Annotated in this window: 16 protein-coding genes; 5 read left to right on the plus strand and 11 right to left on the minus strand. The window is 41.2% G+C overall.

Annotation, left to right across the window (positions count from 1 at the left end; all coding sequences use genetic code 11):
* Window positions 1–287: 287 nt before the first annotated feature.
* The 3 genes from cgtA (at window position 288) to folA (ending at window position 2,394) form a co-directional block, all read left to right on the plus strand.
* Window positions 288–1,448: an Obg family GTPase CgtA gene (gene cgtA, locus ACNKW3_RS13420; RefSeq protein ID WP_427399815.1), complete on the plus strand. Its 1,161-nt coding sequence runs from the start codon at window positions 288–290 to the stop codon at window positions 1,446–1,448.
* 77 nt (window positions 1,449–1,525) lie between these two features.
* Window positions 1,526–1,885, plus strand: a complete 360-nt coding sequence (locus ACNKW3_RS13425; protein ID WP_427399816.1) for a GNAT family N-acetyltransferase — start codon at window positions 1,526–1,528, stop codon at window positions 1,883–1,885.
* Between the two features lie 26 nt (window positions 1,886–1,911).
* Window positions 1,912–2,394 carry a type 3 dihydrofolate reductase gene (gene folA, locus ACNKW3_RS13430; protein WP_427399834.1) on the plus strand — a complete coding sequence of 161 codons (483 nt, stop codon included), beginning with the start codon at window positions 1,912–1,914 and terminating at the stop codon, window positions 2,392–2,394.
* Here folA and ACNKW3_RS13435 read toward each other — a convergent pair.
* The 10 genes from ACNKW3_RS13435 to ftsB form a co-directional block, all read right to left on the minus strand.
* A complete protein-coding gene (locus tag ACNKW3_RS13435; RefSeq protein ID WP_427399817.1) occupies window positions 2,361–2,885 on the minus strand; it encodes a hypothetical protein in 525 nt (174 codons plus the stop codon). The genes folA and ACNKW3_RS13435 overlap by 34 nt on opposite strands.
* A 64-nt stretch (window positions 2,886–2,949) precedes the next feature.
* Window positions 2,950–3,936, minus strand: a complete 987-nt coding sequence (rpoS, locus tag ACNKW3_RS13440) for an RNA polymerase sigma factor RpoS (RefSeq protein ID WP_427399818.1) — start codon at window positions 3,934–3,936, stop codon at window positions 2,950–2,952.
* Window positions 3,937–3,978: 42 nt separating this feature from the next.
* Window positions 3,979–4,779, minus strand: a complete 801-nt coding sequence (locus ACNKW3_RS13445) for a peptidoglycan DD-metalloendopeptidase family protein (protein ID WP_427399819.1) — start codon at window positions 4,777–4,779, stop codon at window positions 3,979–3,981.
* Window positions 4,780–4,786: 7 nt separating this feature from the next.
* Window positions 4,787–5,365 carry a YqaA family protein gene (locus tag ACNKW3_RS13450; RefSeq protein ID WP_427399820.1) on the minus strand — a complete coding sequence of 193 codons (579 nt, stop codon included), beginning with the start codon at window positions 5,363–5,365 and terminating at the stop codon, window positions 4,787–4,789.
* Window positions 5,362–6,006, minus strand: a complete 645-nt coding sequence (locus tag ACNKW3_RS13455) for a protein-L-isoaspartate(D-aspartate) O-methyltransferase (RefSeq protein WP_427399821.1) — start codon at window positions 6,004–6,006, stop codon at window positions 5,362–5,364. Before ACNKW3_RS13455 ends, ACNKW3_RS13450 begins: the two co-directional genes overlap by 4 nt.
* A gap of 5 nt (window positions 6,007–6,011) precedes the next feature.
* On the minus strand, window positions 6,012–6,755 hold the full coding sequence (gene surE, locus ACNKW3_RS13460; RefSeq protein ID WP_427399822.1) for a 5'/3'-nucleotidase SurE: 744 nt from the start codon (window positions 6,753–6,755) through the stop codon (window positions 6,012–6,014).
* Window positions 6,752–7,852 carry a tRNA pseudouridine(13) synthase TruD gene (truD, locus tag ACNKW3_RS13465; RefSeq protein WP_427399823.1) on the minus strand — a complete coding sequence of 367 codons (1,101 nt, stop codon included), beginning with the start codon at window positions 7,850–7,852 and terminating at the stop codon, window positions 6,752–6,754. The genes surE and truD overlap by 4 nt, the downstream gene beginning before the upstream one ends.
* Before the next feature lie 12 nt (window positions 7,853–7,864).
* Window positions 7,865–8,347: a 2-C-methyl-D-erythritol 2,4-cyclodiphosphate synthase gene (gene ispF / locus ACNKW3_RS13470; protein ID WP_427399824.1), complete on the minus strand. Its 483-nt coding sequence runs from the start codon at window positions 8,345–8,347 to the stop codon at window positions 7,865–7,867.
* Window positions 8,348–9,043 carry a 2-C-methyl-D-erythritol 4-phosphate cytidylyltransferase gene (gene ispD, locus ACNKW3_RS13475; RefSeq protein WP_427399825.1) on the minus strand — a complete coding sequence of 232 codons (696 nt, stop codon included), beginning with the start codon at window positions 9,041–9,043 and terminating at the stop codon, window positions 8,348–8,350.
* Window positions 9,044–9,047: 4 nt separating this feature from the next.
* Window positions 9,048–9,332 (minus strand): cell division protein FtsB, encoded by a 285-nt coding sequence (ftsB, locus tag ACNKW3_RS13480; RefSeq protein WP_427399826.1) that lies wholly within the window; start codon window positions 9,330–9,332, stop codon window positions 9,048–9,050.
* 477 nt (window positions 9,333–9,809) lie between these two features.
* On the opposite strand from ftsB, the gene putA reads away from it, so the two are divergent.
* Window positions 9,810–13,616 (plus strand): bifunctional proline dehydrogenase/L-glutamate gamma-semialdehyde dehydrogenase PutA, encoded by a 3,807-nt coding sequence (gene putA, locus ACNKW3_RS13485; RefSeq protein WP_427399827.1) that lies wholly within the window; start codon window positions 9,810–9,812, stop codon window positions 13,614–13,616.
* Between the two features lie 65 nt (window positions 13,617–13,681).
* A complete protein-coding gene (locus ACNKW3_RS13490; RefSeq protein WP_427399828.1) occupies window positions 13,682–15,172 on the plus strand; it encodes an inorganic triphosphatase in 1,491 nt (496 codons plus the stop codon).
* Here ACNKW3_RS13490 and ACNKW3_RS13495 read toward each other — a convergent pair.
* On the minus strand, window positions 15,163–16,317 hold a 1,155-nt coding region (locus ACNKW3_RS13495), incomplete at its 5' end, for a hypothetical protein (RefSeq protein WP_427399829.1). The genes ACNKW3_RS13490 and ACNKW3_RS13495 overlap by 10 nt on opposite strands.

Below are 16,317 nucleotides of genomic sequence, written 5' to 3' on the forward strand. Positions count from 1 at the left end.
ACTTTATACGCTAACGAATTGAAAAGCCGCTTAGTTAAGCGGCTTTTTCTTTGTGCGGTAGATAATGGAGCCTTAAATAATGGAGCCGTAGTTCATTTATATAATGGAGCCGTAGTTCATTCTCACCTATCCATTGCACTTTAAACGTTTTTACCGGGTAAACGGTGAGAATGAACTACGGCTCCATTATATAAATGAACTACGGCTCCATTATTTACATCTCCATTATTTTGCGCTTTTGCGTACTTTTTAGTAATCTTTTAGTTCGAGACAAGAGATAAACAGTTATGAAATTTGTAGATGAAGCTGAGATTCGTGTAGAAGCCGGTGACGGTGGTAATGGCACAATCAGCTTTCGCCGTGAAAAATTTGTACCAAAAGGTGGCCCCGACGGTGGTGATGGCGGGGATGGTGGTAGCGTTTTTCTCGAGGCGGATGAAAACCTCAACACGCTGATCGACTACAGATTCGAACGTTTTCATCGAGCTCAGCGTGGACAAAACGGCCAAAGTCGTAATTGTAACGGTAAAAAAGGCGAAGATCTCATTGTCAAAGTGCCAGTTGGTACGCGAGCAACGGATAAAGATACACATGAAGTATTGGCTGACCTTACCAGTAATGGCCAGAGAGTAAAAGTTGCACAAGGGGGATTTCATGGTTTGGGCAACGCGCGTTTTAAAAGCTCTGTTAACCGTGCGCCACGACAAAAGTCAGATGGTACACCGGGTGAAATTCGAACCCTACATTTAGAACTTATGTTACTTGCTGATGTTGGACTATTGGGATTACCCAATGCAGGTAAATCCACTTTCATTAGATCCGTATCTGCGGCTAAACCCAAGGTTGCCGATTATCCTTTTACTACCCTAGTACCAAATCTTGGTGTGGTAAGATTAGATACTCAATCAAGTTTTGTGATTGCAGACATTCCTGGATTAATTGAAGGTGCTTCAGACGGCGCAGGACTCGGTATTCAGTTTTTAAAGCATCTAGAACGTTGCCGTGTTTTATTACACCTTGTGGATGTAATGCCGGCAGATGGTTCAGATCCGGTTGAGAATGCCCTGACTATTCTTCACGAACTAGAACAATACAGTCCCAAGTTAGCAGCCAAACCAAGATGGCTAGTGTTTAATAAAGTAGATCTTCTACTTGAAGAAGAAGCAGAAGAACTTTGTTCAAATATAGCTGAGCAACTTGGATGGGAAGGGGATTACTACCAAATATCCGCATTCCATAAGATGGGGGTGATGGAAATCTGTAGTGACCTGATGGATTATATCGAAACACTTCCAGCAGAGAATTCAGCCATTGAAAAAGATGACGAATCTGGATTTAAGTGGGATGATTCTCGACAAAATGTCCCAACATCATCAGACGTTCATGATGACGACGATGATGATGATGATTGGGATGACCATCCAAATGTTATCTATACCAACGAATGAAGCGGCATTGCTTAGATTTTTCAGCATTAACCCCGAACCAAGTCTATGACATATTAAGACTTCGTTCGGAAGTCTTTGTGATTGAACAAAATTGTCTATATTTAGATGCAGATGGCAAAGACCCAAAGTGTAAGCACTTATTTTATTATGCAGGCGATACGCTTGCTGCCTATGCTCGCTTACTTCCTAAAGGTACCAGTTATCCTTCAGTCAGTATTGGCAGAATATTGGTTGCTGAAGAATTTAGAAAACACGCATTAGGCAAGCAGTTGGTAGAGGATGCTATCAAAAGCTGCCATTCCTTTTGGCCTGATGAAACAATTACTATTGGCGCTCAAAAATATCTTCTCAATTTTTATCAATCACTAGGATTTAAAGTAATTGGTGACGAATATTTAGAAGACGGTATTATGCATGTTGATATGCAATTGCAGTAAAAGGTAGTTTAAGCGTGAGAATATCCATGATTGCCGCTATGGCGAACAATAGAGTGATAGGGTTAGATAATCAAATGCCATGGCATTTGCCAGCGGATTTAAAGCATTTTAAAGCCGTCACACTGGGTAAACCAGTTGTCATGGGACGTAAAACCTACGAATCAATAGGTAAAGCTCTACCTGGAAGAAAAAACATCGTTATCACGCGTAATCAAGCTTATCAACTGACTGATGCCATAGTGGTGGAAACCATAGAGTCTGCGCTAAAAGTTGCAAGTATAGAATCATCAGAAGTCATGATAATTGGCGGAGGGGCTATATATGAAGCAGTCTTGCCTCTAGCAGATAAACTATTTTTGACCTTTATTGATTTAGAGGTGGAAGGTGATACACAGTTTCCAGATTATAATGCACAAGCAAAGTGGATTGAGGTTGATTCAGAACATCATCTAGCTGACGAAAAAAATCCTTATGATTACAAGTTCGTTACCTTAGAGCGAGCTTCTTGACGCGCCAAGCCGAAACTATAGAAATATCCGTACAGGGCACTAAAAAATATTGAAGGAATAACCGTCGGCCAAAGATTAGGTGTCGAAAAGCTAATGTTTATTCCGATTACCAACAAAGACTGTAACAGAAGCGCGGGAACAGGGGCTAAAATGAGGCCTGGAATGCAACTTCCGTGGCACAGTTTTTCATAGGTTTCTATACTGTGACTAATGGTCTCCACAGTGGCACATTTTTCACTTTTACTCATCTTTGACCACCTAGGAAGAATAAACGCAAGACAATAGTTTGATGTGCCAAATCGTCTGTAACAGGATTCTAAAAGATAAGTAAAAATCAAGGTTATTGCACCACTATATGTGCCTTGCACTATAGCGGCCTTGAATAAAATAGATGTATCCGAAGTGATGAGACTGTTAGCATACCAAGCCCAACTGGCATAGAAACTAAAAGCTACAAACGCAGATACAAACAATCTTATATAGGTTGACATCACCAAAGACGCCCTCGGTTATTGGGTAAATAACAGGCGCACTTTGGGATTAAATCGTTCTGATTTACTGAGCTCCAAAGAGCGCGTCAGTATTGAGACCTTCTTGGCGCAATAAATCTTTCAATTTTTTTAAGGCTTCAACCTGAATTTGCCTGACTCTTTCTCTTGTTAGCCCAATTTCGACACCCACTTCTTCTAAAGTCGAGGGTTCATAGCCCAAAAGACCAAACCTGCGAGCTAAAACTTCTTTGTGTTTAGGACTTAAGAGACTCATCCAACCAACAATACTATCGTTAATATTATTGTTTTGTAGCGAGCTTTCCGGACTATCTTGGTAATCGTCGGCGATGGTATCAACAATTGATTTGTCGCCATCTCCGCCAATGGGAGTATCCACAGAGCTAATACGTTCATTTAGCTTAAACATGCGTCTTATACTAGAGGCCGGCTCACCTGTAGCGTCGGATATTTCTTCTGGCGTGGGTTCATGGTCCAGTTCTTGAGACAATTTACGCGCGGTGCGTAAATACAAATTCAATTCTTTAACTATATGAATGGGCAACCTAATAGTCCGCGTTTGGTTCATCAAAGCGCGCTCTATTGTTTGCCTGATCCACCAAGTAGCATAGGTAGAAAATCGAAAGCCTCGTTCGGGATCAAATTTTTCAACCGCTCGAATTAGCCCTAAATTGCCTTCTTCGATCAAGTCTAATAAGGCAAGACCTCGGCTATTGTAGCGCCTAGCGATTTTTACGACTAAGCGAAGATTACTTACTATCATGCGCTCACGAGAAGCTTGATCGCCTTTCAGCGCAGCTCTGGCATACATGATTTCTTCTTCGGCACTTAATAATGGAGAAAAGCCAATTTCGTTGAGATACAGCTGAGTTGCATCTAAATTTTTGACATTTAATTGATCTGAGGAAAGATCAATTCGATCATTGTCAGAGTAATCGTCGTCTGAATAGGCTGATTCATCGTCAATATCTTTCAGTTCTACATCATCCAGATTATCCTGAATGTCCTTTTGGTCTATCCCTTGACTTACCATACTAACCTCCTCAACACGCAAAGATGATTGAAAAAGAAAATATCAGGGTAAATACTGCAGTGGATCCATTGATTGTCCACGTTTCCTGATCTCAAAGTGCAACATGGTCTCACTAGCTCCGGTGTTACCCATGGTTGCTATTTGCTGTCCTTGCAAAACAAAACTTTGCTCACTAACTAAAATACGCTCATTGTGTGCGTATGCACTTAAGTACTCATCGTTGTGCTTTATGATAATTAAATTACCATATCCCTTCAGGGCGTTGCCTGCGTACACAACTTTGCCGTTAGCAGCTGCGAGAATAGGCGACCCAATCGGACCTTTAATATCAAGTCCTCTGTTAGTGCCATCAATACCTACCGTAGCGACTCGATTAACGCCTGATGCTGGCCAGATCCAATTTTCAACTAAATCTGTGTTCAGAGCTGGCTTAGACTCGCTATTTTGCTGTCTTTGACGGACACGTTGACGATTAAGATACCCCTCCCTAGAACTTTCGTCAACCTTTGAATTGCGAATTAAATCAACTTTAGTCGAATTATTCTTGGTTTTGGCAATCGAATTTGTTTGCGGAGTTAACCTGATGTTTTGATTGGGGAAAATTTCATAAGGAGCAGAAAGGTTATTCCAAGCAGCGAGATCACGATAAGTGTTACCACTATAAAAGGCAATAGAAAATAATGTATCGCCCCTTTTGACCCGATAACTTGTGCCCGTGATTTGGGTAAGATTATTTTGACTGGCTAACTTGGTAGATAGGGTATGCACAGGGGCTGGTGTGCTGCGACCTGTACAAGCAGCCACAATGATACAAAGGAGTATAATAGTGACTCTTTTTTCCATGGGCGAGTTACCGTAGGACTAAATAAGCAACAATAGCCAGTACGACAACACTCCAACCTATGACTTCAATATATTGTTTTAATCTTGCTTCCATTGGCGGACCACCCCACTTCATGAAAGCCGCCACTAAGAAAAATCGCAAACCACGACCTACTGCTGAGGCAATAACAAAAGGGAAAAATGGCATAATCAACGCGCCCGCGCTAATGGTAAATATTTTATAAGGTATGGGTGAGAAGCCGGCTAAAAAAACGACCCAGACACCATATTCGGCAAACCAAGATTCAGCCAAAGCCAATTTATCACCATAGCCCCATTCAATTGCCATGGGCCCAAGCCAAGTCTCGAAGGTGAAATATCCGAGTAAATAACCAAAAATACCACCTATAATGGAAGCAACAGTGGTTACTGTTGCAAATCGCCATGCTTTGTCTGTTTGACTTAATACCATGGGCGCTAGCATCACGTCTGGTGGTATAGGGAAAAATGTCGATTCAGCACAACTTAGACCGGCAAGATAACGTTCGGCATGCCTATGTCTCGACCATCTTAAACAGGTATCATAGAGTCCAGTGAATATTTTCACGATATTGCTCCTGCTACTAAAGGAACAAATCTGACTTGACCGATTTCACTTTGTTGCACTTGCTCACCATCCTTGTTAATTAATACTAATTTCTGCTCTTTTTCACCAACAGGTAAAATCAATCGTCCATTGGGACTCAATTGTTCGACTAGTGCTTCAGGCACTCTCGATGCTGCTGCTGTCACTATTATGGCATCAAATGGCGCTTTACTTGTCCAACCTTCCCAGCCATCACCATGTTTCATTTTAACGTTGTGTAAGTCAAGCTGATTCATTCGGCGTTTCGCTTGGAACTGCAAAGATTTAATCCGTTCCACCGAATAAATTTGAGGAAAAAGTTGGGCCAATATCGCGGTCTGATAACCCGAGCCTGTGCCAATTTCTAACACCTTTTCAATTTTAAATGGCGCTTCCAGTAAATACTGGGTCATCTTAGCCACGGTAAAAGGTTGTGAAATGGTTTGCCCTTGGCCTATAGGTAATGCATTGTTTTCATACGCTTTGTGTTGAAGAGCTTGGGGAATGAAAAGTTGTCGAGGAGTTCGACTAATGGTACTTAGGATCAGTTCATTAGTGATTCCCTGAGCTGCCAAATGCTTTACTAATTGTTGGCTATTCCGTGATGTACTATTGGTTGTCATTATTATTAATCTTCAAACCACTTTTTCAGAGACATTACCTGCTTATGAACCGTCATATCAGTCGATAACGGACTGACTGAACAGTAGCCATTGGCGACCGCATGAAAATCTGTGCCTTCTCCGGCATCTAGCTCATTTCCAAGTCTGCCATACCAGAAAATTTGATTTCCAAAGGGATCAATATCTTGCAGCATGGTTTCCGCTCTGTGGCGTTTCCCGCACCGCGTGGCCATTATACCCTTAATTTCACGAAAAGGCAGATTTGGTACATTTATATTTAGAATCTGATTACTTTCTAATGGATGGTCTTCAAGGCGCTTGATAATATCAAGGGTAAGCTTGGCGGCAGTTTCAAACTTTTGGTCTTGTTTTGAGCACAAAGACACTGCAATGGCTGGCAGACCCAAATGACGTCCTTCCAAAGCCGCAGCTACAGTCCCAGAGTAAATAGTATCATCGCCTAAATTAGGACCATGGTTGATACCAGAAACGACTAAATCCGGCTCTTCAAAATAACCGCTATTTACCCCTAACTGAACACAATCAGAAGGCGTTCCATTGACCGCGTAAAAACCGTTTTTGGTTTTACTGATGCGTAATGGGCTATGTAGCGAAAGTGCGTTACTCATGCCGCTACAATTTCTATCGGGTGCAATTACTGTCACATCGAATTCGCCCGATAAATACTCATACATGCAATGCAGGCCTTCAGCCAAGACCCCATCATCGTTACTCAGTAAAATTCTCATTGTTCCTCCGCTGCTTGAACATCAATCATCTCACGCAATACACTAGTAGCAAATGAACCCTTTGGTAAGGTAAAGGTTAAGGTTAAACAATCCTGTTGTAAATCAACTGTCATGTCTTTTGGAAATAGCATTAAAGGGCGCCTTTCTTGTGTCAGTCCCAGATCTTCCAAACAAGCGCATATGTCACTGTGTTGTTGGATAACAGTTTGCTCAAATTCAATCGCTTCCAGTAGTTGGGAATTCGAATCTTTGGTAGATTTTGGTTTACCCCAAAGAGGCGCTGATAATTGGATATCACGGCTATCTAGGCGTTGCTGATTTTCGTTTAATTGTTCTATTTGGCTGGTAAAAAAACTGTTACTGCCGCTTAACAGCAAAGTATCGCCGGCTAACACTTTGTTATGGTTTTGAGCTGAAATTCTCGCGCTAACCACTTCATTGAATAACCAACTGCGTAGCGCAGAGATAACAATATTACGTTTATTTCGATTCCGAATTTGTTCTCCCGCAAGTAATCTTTGCGCTAAGTCTAAATTACCATTTAGATATACTTTGCCATCACTGGCGCGCATTTCACCGAAACGCTGCTGACCAAAATAGTTAGGCACGCCTGATGCTCTAATATTCTCAATTCGTTGCAATAGTTTGTCAGCAGAAATTTCAGAAGTTAAATATACCTTGAGGGTAAATCTATTGGCTTTTAAAACGCCGGTTTTTAACTTTTTATTGTGTAGAGTGGTTTTGAGTATTTTAATCTCGGGAAAATCAAATGTGCTCCAGTCTGGTTTCGGGCGATTTCCATGATAAACAGAAAACCACTGGATGGTTTTCGCGTACTTATCTTTCCTGCCAGCAAAGCCAACATCACGCAGGGGGACTTTAGCAAATTTGGCGATTAACTCGCCCACGTAGGCACTATTCGCATTCACTTTTTCGACTAATAAAAAGCTGTGTTCGCCTTCGCCACTAGGCTCAAAACCAAGGAGTTCCTCGACAAAAAAATCTTCTGGAGAACGTTTGATTTCGCCTTTTGCTAAAGGCGCGCCGTGTAAATACGCCCAATGATCGGTCGATAAATGAGTTTGAGTTGTCGGCATAGTCATATAGTTTTACTTTTGTGATGCAAGGAGCACAACCGCATCCACTGCGATGCCTTCTTTTCTACCAACAAACCCCAACTTTTCTGTGGTAGTTGCCTTTACACTGATTTGCTCAAGTTGGACTTCAAGACCAGATGCGATATTTTGACGCATGTCTAAAATATGAGGTGCTAATTTAGGTGCCTGGGCTGCAATAGTGATATCAGCGTTATTTAGTCGATAGCCTTTTTGTTTTATTAGGGAATAAACGTGTTGTAACAACAGCATGGAATCAGCACTTTCATATTGGCTGTCAGTATCTGGAAAATGATGACCAATATCACCTAGAGCTAAAGCTCCGAGCAATGCATCTGAGAGTGCATGTAAAGCAACGTCTCCGTCGGAATGTGCTATTAGACCTTGTTCATGCGCAATTTTTTGTCCACATAAAACAATAGGGCCATCGCCACCAAACTTATGTACGTCATATCCGTGTCCAATTCTGATATCCAACTAATCGCTCTCCATTTGGTTTAGATAAAATTCAACAAGGGGTAAATCTTGCGGCTGAGTAACTTTCATATTTGCAGCTTCACCAACGACTAACTTAACATCAATTCCTTGTATTTCCATGGCAGATGCTTCATCAGTAATCATAATGTTTAAAGCCAACGCCTGACTAATGGCATTATGAAGCGCTTGGGTTTTAAACATTTGTGGCGTCTGCGCCATCCATATTCGATTTCGGTCTAGGGTTTTATCAACACTCCCGTCATGGGATTGTTTTATAGTATCGGTTGCAGGTAAGGCTAAGATACCACCGTCTGTATTTTTTACTTGGTCAATCAATCTACTTATCGCTTCCATCGATAAACCAGGGCGAGCCGCATCGTGCACCAAAACCCATTCAGAATTCAATGTGGTTTTTGCATATTCAATTCCTGCCAATACAGAATCTGCTCTTTCAGCCCCACCAATGACAACATGAACCTGAGAATTTGTAGCCACAGATAATTGGCTAAATGTCTTATCTTCAGGATGAATAACCACAATGATCTGCTCAATCTTAGGATGTTGTAAAAAGGTATCTATGCAGTATTCAATCAGGTATTTGTCAGCGACTTTCAAGTATTGTTTGGGTATTTGCGACTGCATTCGAGTGCCTATACCCGCAGCGGGAATAACAGCGGTGTAGGATGTGGTGGTCAATTTTCTACTGCTCTTTGGGGATGATTCTAAAAAAAGTTTCGCCCTCTTTTATTAAACCTAGTTCGTTTCGGGCTCTTTCTTCCATTGACTCTAAGCCCGATTCTAAATCTTCGATATCGGCTCTGAGTAATTGATTTCTTTGTGTTAGCTTGGCGTTTTGTTGCTGCATGAGATCGATTTGTTGTTGCATTTGACGATAGTCGGCAATGCTATTTTTTCCAAACCACAAACGGTATTGGAGCAAGCCCAACAGCACTAGCAACACTAATCCAACCCATTTATGTTTCATAAAAACCCCGCAGCAAAATCGCTTGCGGTTATTGTACTGTGCTTTAGACAATCAAGCAAAATCTTGTCAACCTTTACTAAAGTTTAAGAAGCTGGTTAAAAATTCCTGGCATCAGAAAAACATTGGCAGTCTAAAATCGAAAAAAATTACTTTTTGTATCGAGGTTTATTATCCTAAATTTTGCTTAATATTGCCGTTTTTTAACCGGCTTATTTCAAATTGGCGCTTATTTGTCAAAAGCCTTGCTAATTTCGTTTCACGTTTGCATTTTAACTCATTCACTGTCAGCCTGTTAAAGCCACGCTCTAACTAAAAGTGCTTATTTACCCTATATTTCTAATGATAGAATATGGGGTTTTTGGCAAACCGAAAATTTACATTATGAACAATTTTTGCGACTTGTTACGTATGTAAATTGAAATATTTATTCGGTTTCTTACTTAAGAAAAGTTATCAACCCTAACCAAGAGGATGTTCATGTTAATTGACGGCAACTTATCTACAATTTCTCCAATGCGTCAGAAAATCCGCGAATTCCACAGAATCAATGAATCCCAAATAATAGACTACATTTTGCCTGAAGCAGAAGTATCCATGACTGCCCGAAGCCGAGCATGGGAACGAGCAAGAAATATGGTGTTGCGAATTCGTAAGGAAAACAAAGCGCATGGGGGCGTGGACGCCTTACTTAATGAATATTCTCTTTCTACCTCTGAAGGCGTGGTATTGATGTGCTTGGCTGAAGCCTTATTGCGCGTGCCAGATAAGAAAACCCAAGACGAATTAATTCGCGACAAACTTTCAAAAGGAAAGTGGGCGCCGCATTTGGGAAATAGTGATTCACTATTTGTTAATGCCAGTGCATGGGGGTTGATGTTCACTGGTAACATGGTGACCTACAGTGATAAGAAGAAACAACATCAAATTGGCCTATTGAAGAAAACCTTGGGCCGATTGGGAGAACCTGTCATTCGCCGGTCTATGAACATTGCTATGAAAGTAATGGGTAGACAGTTTGTAATGGGTGAAACCATTGAAGACGCCTGTGAACGAGCGGAAGAAAAAGAAAAGCAAGGCTATGTGTATTCTTATGACATGTTAGGCGAAGCGGCGCGTACTGAAAAAGATGCTCAGCGTTACTACGATTCCTATTCAAAAGCGATAAAGGTTATAGGTAAAGCAGCCAATCAGCGAGGACCTAGAAAGAGTCCTGGAATTTCGGTGAAATTGTCCGCTATTCATCCCAGATTTGACTTTAAAAAGCGTGATACCGTTGTAGATGAGATTTCGGAACGACTTAAATCTTTGTGTCTAATGGCGAAAGAATACGATATCGGCCTGACAGTAGACGCCGAAGAGTCAGAGCGATTGGACATTTCGTTGGATATTATTGAAAAGGTCTTTACTGATGAAGATCTAAAGGGTTGGACTGGTTTTGGAATAGCGGTGCAAGCCTATCAAAAACGCGCTATTTACGTGATTGAATGGATAAGAGAGCTTACCCTGCAGCAGAAAAAGAAGATGATGGTAAGGTTGGTAAAAGGGGCTTATTGGGACACTGAGATTAAACACAGTCAGCAAGGTGGATTTGAAGATTTTCCTGTTTTTACTCGCAAATCTTCTACAGACGTTTCTTATCATGCTTGTGCTAACCGTTTACTTGCGTACAGAGACAGTATTTATCCCCAGTTTGCGACCCACAATGCTTACACCGCCTCTGTCATTTTGGAGCTAGCGGGTGACGATAAACAAGATTTTGAATTTCAGTGCCTCCACGGCATGGGTGATACTCTTTATGATCAAATAGTAACTGAAGATAAGATTCAATGTCGCGTGTATGCACCTGTTGGTGAGCATGAGGATTTATTGGCTTATTTAGTACGTCGTTTGCTGGAAAATGGCGCTAATTCATCTTTTGTAAACGCTATTGTCGATGATACTAAAGAGGTTGAAGAGTTACTTATTGACCCAGTAGAGCGTACTCAACGACTATCGAATCGCGCCAACGATCAGATTGCCAATCCAACAGAATTATATGGAACGGAAAGGGCGAACAGTAAAGGTCTTGATTTATACGATGTTAATGCGTTGACAAATGCGCAATTTAATATGCAAAAGTGGTTTGCCAATCAGCAAAGAACTCTTGATACCCAAGAAGCTGAAAAAGCAGATATGCAAATCATTAATCCTGCAAATCTTGACGAAGTTATTGGTTATCATAATTTCGATTCCCCAGAGCAAATGAAGGAAAAATTGCAATTAGCCGAAAGCGCATTCGAAGAGTGGTCGAAAACACCGGTGAAAGACAGGGCTGAAATATTGCTTCGCACTGCTGATATTCTTGAACGTCACATGGATGAACTTATCGCAATCTGTATAAAAGAAGCAGGCAAGGTAGCCCAAGATGGTATTGATGAAATCAGGGAAGCAGTAGATTTTTGTCGCTATTATGCCGCCAGAGCAATTGAATTAGCCAAAAACGACAAGCTGGAGCCTCGCGGTGTTATTTTATGTATCAGTCCGTGGAATTTTCCATTGGCAATCTTTTTAGGTCAGGTGGCTGCTGCTGTCGTAACCGGGAACACTGTCCTTGCCAAACCAGCAGAGCAAACCAGTAAAATTGCACAGCGGGCAATTGAGCTAATGGGTAGCATAGGCTTGCCCGAACATGTGGTGCAACTCATTATTGCTAAGGGGCCAGCTGTTGGCGATACCTTGTTGTCAGAACACAGCGTGCAAGGTGTCATGTTTACGGGGTCTACCCAAACTGGCACATTGATCAGCCAAAAATTAGCAGAACGCGGTGTAGGCCAGGTGCCACTGATCGCGGAAACCGGTGGTCAAAATTGCATGATCGTAGATTCTACAGCCTTACCGGAACAGGTGGTTGATGACATAGTTAACTCGGGATTTCAAAGTGCTGGGCAACGATGTTCGGCATTAAGAGTTTTGTATTTACAGGAAGAAATAGCCGATAAAATCATCGACATGCTTTGTGGTGCCATGAAAGAATTGAAGATTGGTGATCCTCAATGGTTGTCAACGGACATTGGTCCAGTTATCGACGAGCGTGCGTTAAAAACCTTAACTGAGCATGCCAAGAAAATGGAAAGCTCAGCGAAAATTCTTCACAAGTGTGAATTGGATAGTGATCTAAATGGACACTTTTTCGCTCCTCATCTTATTGAAATCAATAGTATTCATGATCTTGAGAAAGAAGTGTTTGGCCCAATCGTGCATGTTATCCGCTACAAATCAAAGGATCTCGATAAGGTAATTGAAGATATCAATGGAACTGGTTACGGCTTGACCATGGGAGTCCATTCACGGATTGAAGAGCGTGGACATGAACTGGCGAAGTTATCCAAAGCGGGGAATGTCTATATTAATCGAAATATGATCGGTGCTATCGTTGGCGTGCAACCTTTTGGTGGTCGAGGACTTTCCGGAACAGGACCCAAAGCCGGTGGTCCAAATTACCTATCGCGTCTTATGGCCGAAAAGGCAACACCAGATCTAGAACCTTTAAATGAGAGTTTTGAGGATGATAAAGCCTTAGTAAGTACCAAAAATGACTATGAAGCTGTAGAACGTCTAATGACGGCCGCAATGGCGGAAGAACAACCTTGGCGATTGTCTTCTTTAACATCTCGAATTTCTTGGATTCGACAGTTGCTGGCCAAAATAGCGCAGGTAGAAAGTGTTGGCGAGTTAGCTGACGACTTGGATCGAACCTTAGCAAGTGCAAGAGCCCAATTAATGAGCATTGAGCGTCAATTGAAAAAACCAACGCAACTGCCAGGTCCAACAGGGGAATCCAATACTCTGCATTTAGAACCTAGAGGCATTTTAGTGACCTTTGCGGATAAAGACGTGACCTTTGAATATTGGATGCTCTCAATAGTGACAGCTTTGGCAACGGGCAATATAGTGATTTCTGTTGTGTCTGATTTGTTTTACGAAGAAGCAAAAGAAGTTCAGGACAAGCTCGAACTAACCGGTGCACCTAAAGATATTTTCCAAGTAGCTAAGTTGCAACATTTAGAAGCCCTGTTAGAACACCCTGGACTTGCCGGTGTAGTCATTGATAGCAATACTTCGAGAATTGCCAGTGTGGCACTAAAGCTGGCCTCGCGAGAGGGCGCTATACTGCCTATGATTACCGCCGAGTATAACGATAATCTTATCAAACGACTGATGACCGAGAAAACCATCAGTATAGATACTACTGCTTCTGGCGGTAATACTTCATTGATGACCTTAACCGATGAAGATGAAGATTAAGCTTTATCAAATTAAGTGGTATGCTTGTTAAATTACAAGTGTAGATCCTATGAGAGTTCTGGTGGATGGAAATTGAGTTAAAGTTAGCTGTTGAAGGTAATGCTTTGGCTGCTTTGCAAGAGAGGGTCATCCCTGAGTTGGATGCTAAATGCAAGTATTCTGAAAAAGACGTCTTTAATGAATATTTTGACACGCCAGAACTGCTGCTTAGAGAACGTAAGATTGGGTTCAGGGTTCGAACGCAAAAAGGGAAATACGAGCAAACGGTAAAAACCCAAGGACAAGTGCAAGGCGGTGTACATCAACGCCCTGAATTTAATATTGCCCTTGAGAAGCCCATTCCTGATCTGCTTAGATTTGATCGGGACTTGTGGGCAGAGGATTTTGACGTAGAAGCGGTAAACCAAAGCCTGTCGAAAGTATTTACTACCCATTTTCATCGCCATCAATTTGAAATTATCATGGAGCAAGGCGTAGTTGAGCTTGTCTATGATGTTGGTGAGGTGCAAACCGAACAGTCTACTCTTGAGATCAACGAAATTGAGCTTGAACTTAAAAAAGGCAATGAATCCCTATTATTTGCTATTGCTGAAAAAATTATCAAATACGTAGAAGTTCGATTAAGTAACAGTTCGAAAGCAGCAAGAGGCTATCGACTGTTAAAAGGTCAACAAGCGTCGAGTAAAAAGTTACCTAAATTTTTGGCCTTGGGACAAGACGATAGCACGGAAGAAGGCTTAACCAAATCTATCAGTTGTGCGTTAGAGCATTGGCAATATCATCAAAGCGTGTTCCTTCAAACAGGAGAAGAAAAAGCGCTATCTCAAATTAGAGAAAGTATTGCTTTATTGCTACAAGGTGTGTCCTTATATCTCCCTGTGTTACAAACTGACGAATTGCTAAAACTACACAAAAAACTATTGAAGCTAATGCAACAATGGAAGTGGACAGAAGATCTTCAAACCATTCACAGATTGCGTTCCAAAAAAGGTGCATTTAGTCGACGTATCCCTAAAGAACAGGGAGTAATGAATTACTTGTTAGGTCGCAGAGAAGGTCTGCTAGTTGCCCATGAACCAAGAACCTTGATGCTGACAAAAGAATCTACCGGTGTTCAGTTGCTTGCGTCAAAATTACTGATTGAAAAGCCTTGGCGAGAACAAAATACAGGGGCTGAAATCCCAGTTCGAAAACATGCTAACGGTTGGCTATCGCAGACTTGGCAAACTGTTATGCAATCATTGCCACGAGACAAAAATATGAATACGTCGAACTATTTGGCGGTGGAAGTATTACTCAAGCAGTCATTAATCAACGGTTTTTTACTCGGTGATCTTTTTACCGAAACTCGCGGCACCTTTAGAACGCCTTGGATAGATCTACAACAAGGTATTAATGAATTAAAAGCCATAGTCTATTTAAAAGATGCCTTAGGTGAGTTCGATGTAGATGAACCTCATGATTTCAAATTATGGTTAGATGAAAAAAACAACATTCTCATTAATGTTATGGAGCGCTCCCGAGAAGTTGCCATGCAAGCTGAGACCTATTGGTAAATATAGTCTAGTCTAAACGTGAAATTTGGAGGGGTGTTGCATGCTTGGTTAAACTCATCATTTAACGATATTCGAATCAGTTTTTTTGCATTTGTGTTATTTGCTATTTTCATTAATCGGTTAAGCATTTGCATACCCATCTCTTTTGATACGTCGCAACCGTAATCAACAGCGATCCTGTGTTTGGCAAAGATATCACCGTCTTTTGCGGCTTCTTGAATCAAGGATAAACCACCATCTTCATAGGTTAAAATACCTAAGATGAATTTGGCTCTTGGATCTTCGTTCTTTTTAATATGGTATTTAAGAATCGCATGGCTCTTATATTCTGATACTGGATAGATGCTAATAATAGTTCCGTTTTGGTTGGGGAGAGTTCCGCTAAAATAAGCATAAGCATGGCGAAGTGATTCTGCATAGTCTATTGATGCTAGATTAGAAGGTGAAACATCAATCGCTTTATCTTCGAATCTCTGTTGTTCTTGCTCTAAGGCTATTGCTTGATCATTCTCAGCTTTAACAAAGGTGAATACGAACAAGAAAGTGCTTACGGCATACAACAGAATAGCATTGAGAACAAAGGTGATTGGAAGGGTCAAATAACTTTTATTCTTAGCAAACTTCTTGCTCGGGTGGGTTTGTTTTTCCGTTAATTCAAAAAATGCTTGTCTTTCAAATGAGGGAACATTTTTTCGTGCCATATAAGCGGCTAACCAAGCCCCCAAAAGATATAATCCGACTAAGATAAATAGTCTAGTTGATTGCCCTTCGCCCAATACCAACCCCTGCAATACTGCGAACAGCACGAGTAGAAAATGACTTATCCAGGCAATAACTGAAAATAGTGCTGTATAGCCTTGCCCGTGAAAGCGCACCAAACTGCCAATCATAAGACCGCTTAGTGCTAATATAATTGATGTGGCATATGAATATTGATGATAAATCCAATACCAAAATATCAGGATTAATAAAGTATAAAGGGGAATCAGTAAGGCAGCTTTAAGGGCATTTTGTTGGTTTAATTTATCTTCAACATCCTTTTGGTGAGTTTGTGCCAGTGTCATTAATTGAAATAGTCTCAACTTAATCTGACACTTCTTCTTGCAAAAGAGAGAGTTACCCGTTTTGATAAAGGTGTCGAATCT

This window comes from Glaciecola sp. 1036, assembly GCF_050306235.1.
GTDB lineage: Bacteria > Pseudomonadota > Gammaproteobacteria > Enterobacterales > Alteromonadaceae > Glaciecola.

Excerpts from the sequence above, each read along its gene's own strand:
- ACNKW3_RS13435 (WP_427399817.1), bottom strand. The coding sequence starts at position 2,885 with ATGTCAACCTATATAAGATTGTTTGTATCTGCGTTTGTAGCTTTTAGT.
- ACNKW3_RS13490 (WP_427399828.1), top strand. The coding sequence starts at position 13,682 with ATGGAAATTGAGTTAAAGTTAGCTGTTGAAGGTAATGCTTTGGCTGCT.
- folA (WP_427399834.1), top strand. The coding sequence starts at position 1,912 with ATGATTGCCGCTATGGCGAACAATAGAGTGATAGGGTTAGATAATCAA.
- ACNKW3_RS13455 (WP_427399821.1), bottom strand. The coding sequence starts at position 6,006 with ATGACAACCAATAGTACATCACGGAATAGCCAACAATTAGTAAAGCAT.
- surE (WP_427399822.1), bottom strand. The coding sequence starts at position 6,755 with ATGAGAATTTTACTGAGTAACGATGATGGGGTCTTGGCTGAAGGCCTG.
- rpoS (WP_427399818.1), bottom strand. The coding sequence starts at position 3,936 with ATGGTAAGTCAAGGGATAGACCAAAAGGACATTCAGGATAATCTGGAT.
- cgtA (WP_427399815.1), top strand. The coding sequence starts at position 288 with ATGAAATTTGTAGATGAAGCTGAGATTCGTGTAGAAGCCGGTGACGGT.
- ACNKW3_RS13445 (WP_427399819.1), bottom strand. The coding sequence starts at position 4,779 with ATGGAAAAAAGAGTCACTATTATACTCCTTTGTATCATTGTGGCTGCT.
- truD (WP_427399823.1), bottom strand. The coding sequence starts at position 7,852 with ATGCCGACAACTCAAACTCATTTATCGACCGATCATTGGGCGTATTTA.
- ftsB (WP_427399826.1), bottom strand. The coding sequence starts at position 9,332 with ATGAAACATAAATGGGTTGGATTAGTGTTGCTAGTGCTGTTGGGCTTG.
- putA (WP_427399827.1), top strand. The coding sequence starts at position 9,810 with ATGTTAATTGACGGCAACTTATCTACAATTTCTCCAATGCGTCAGAAA.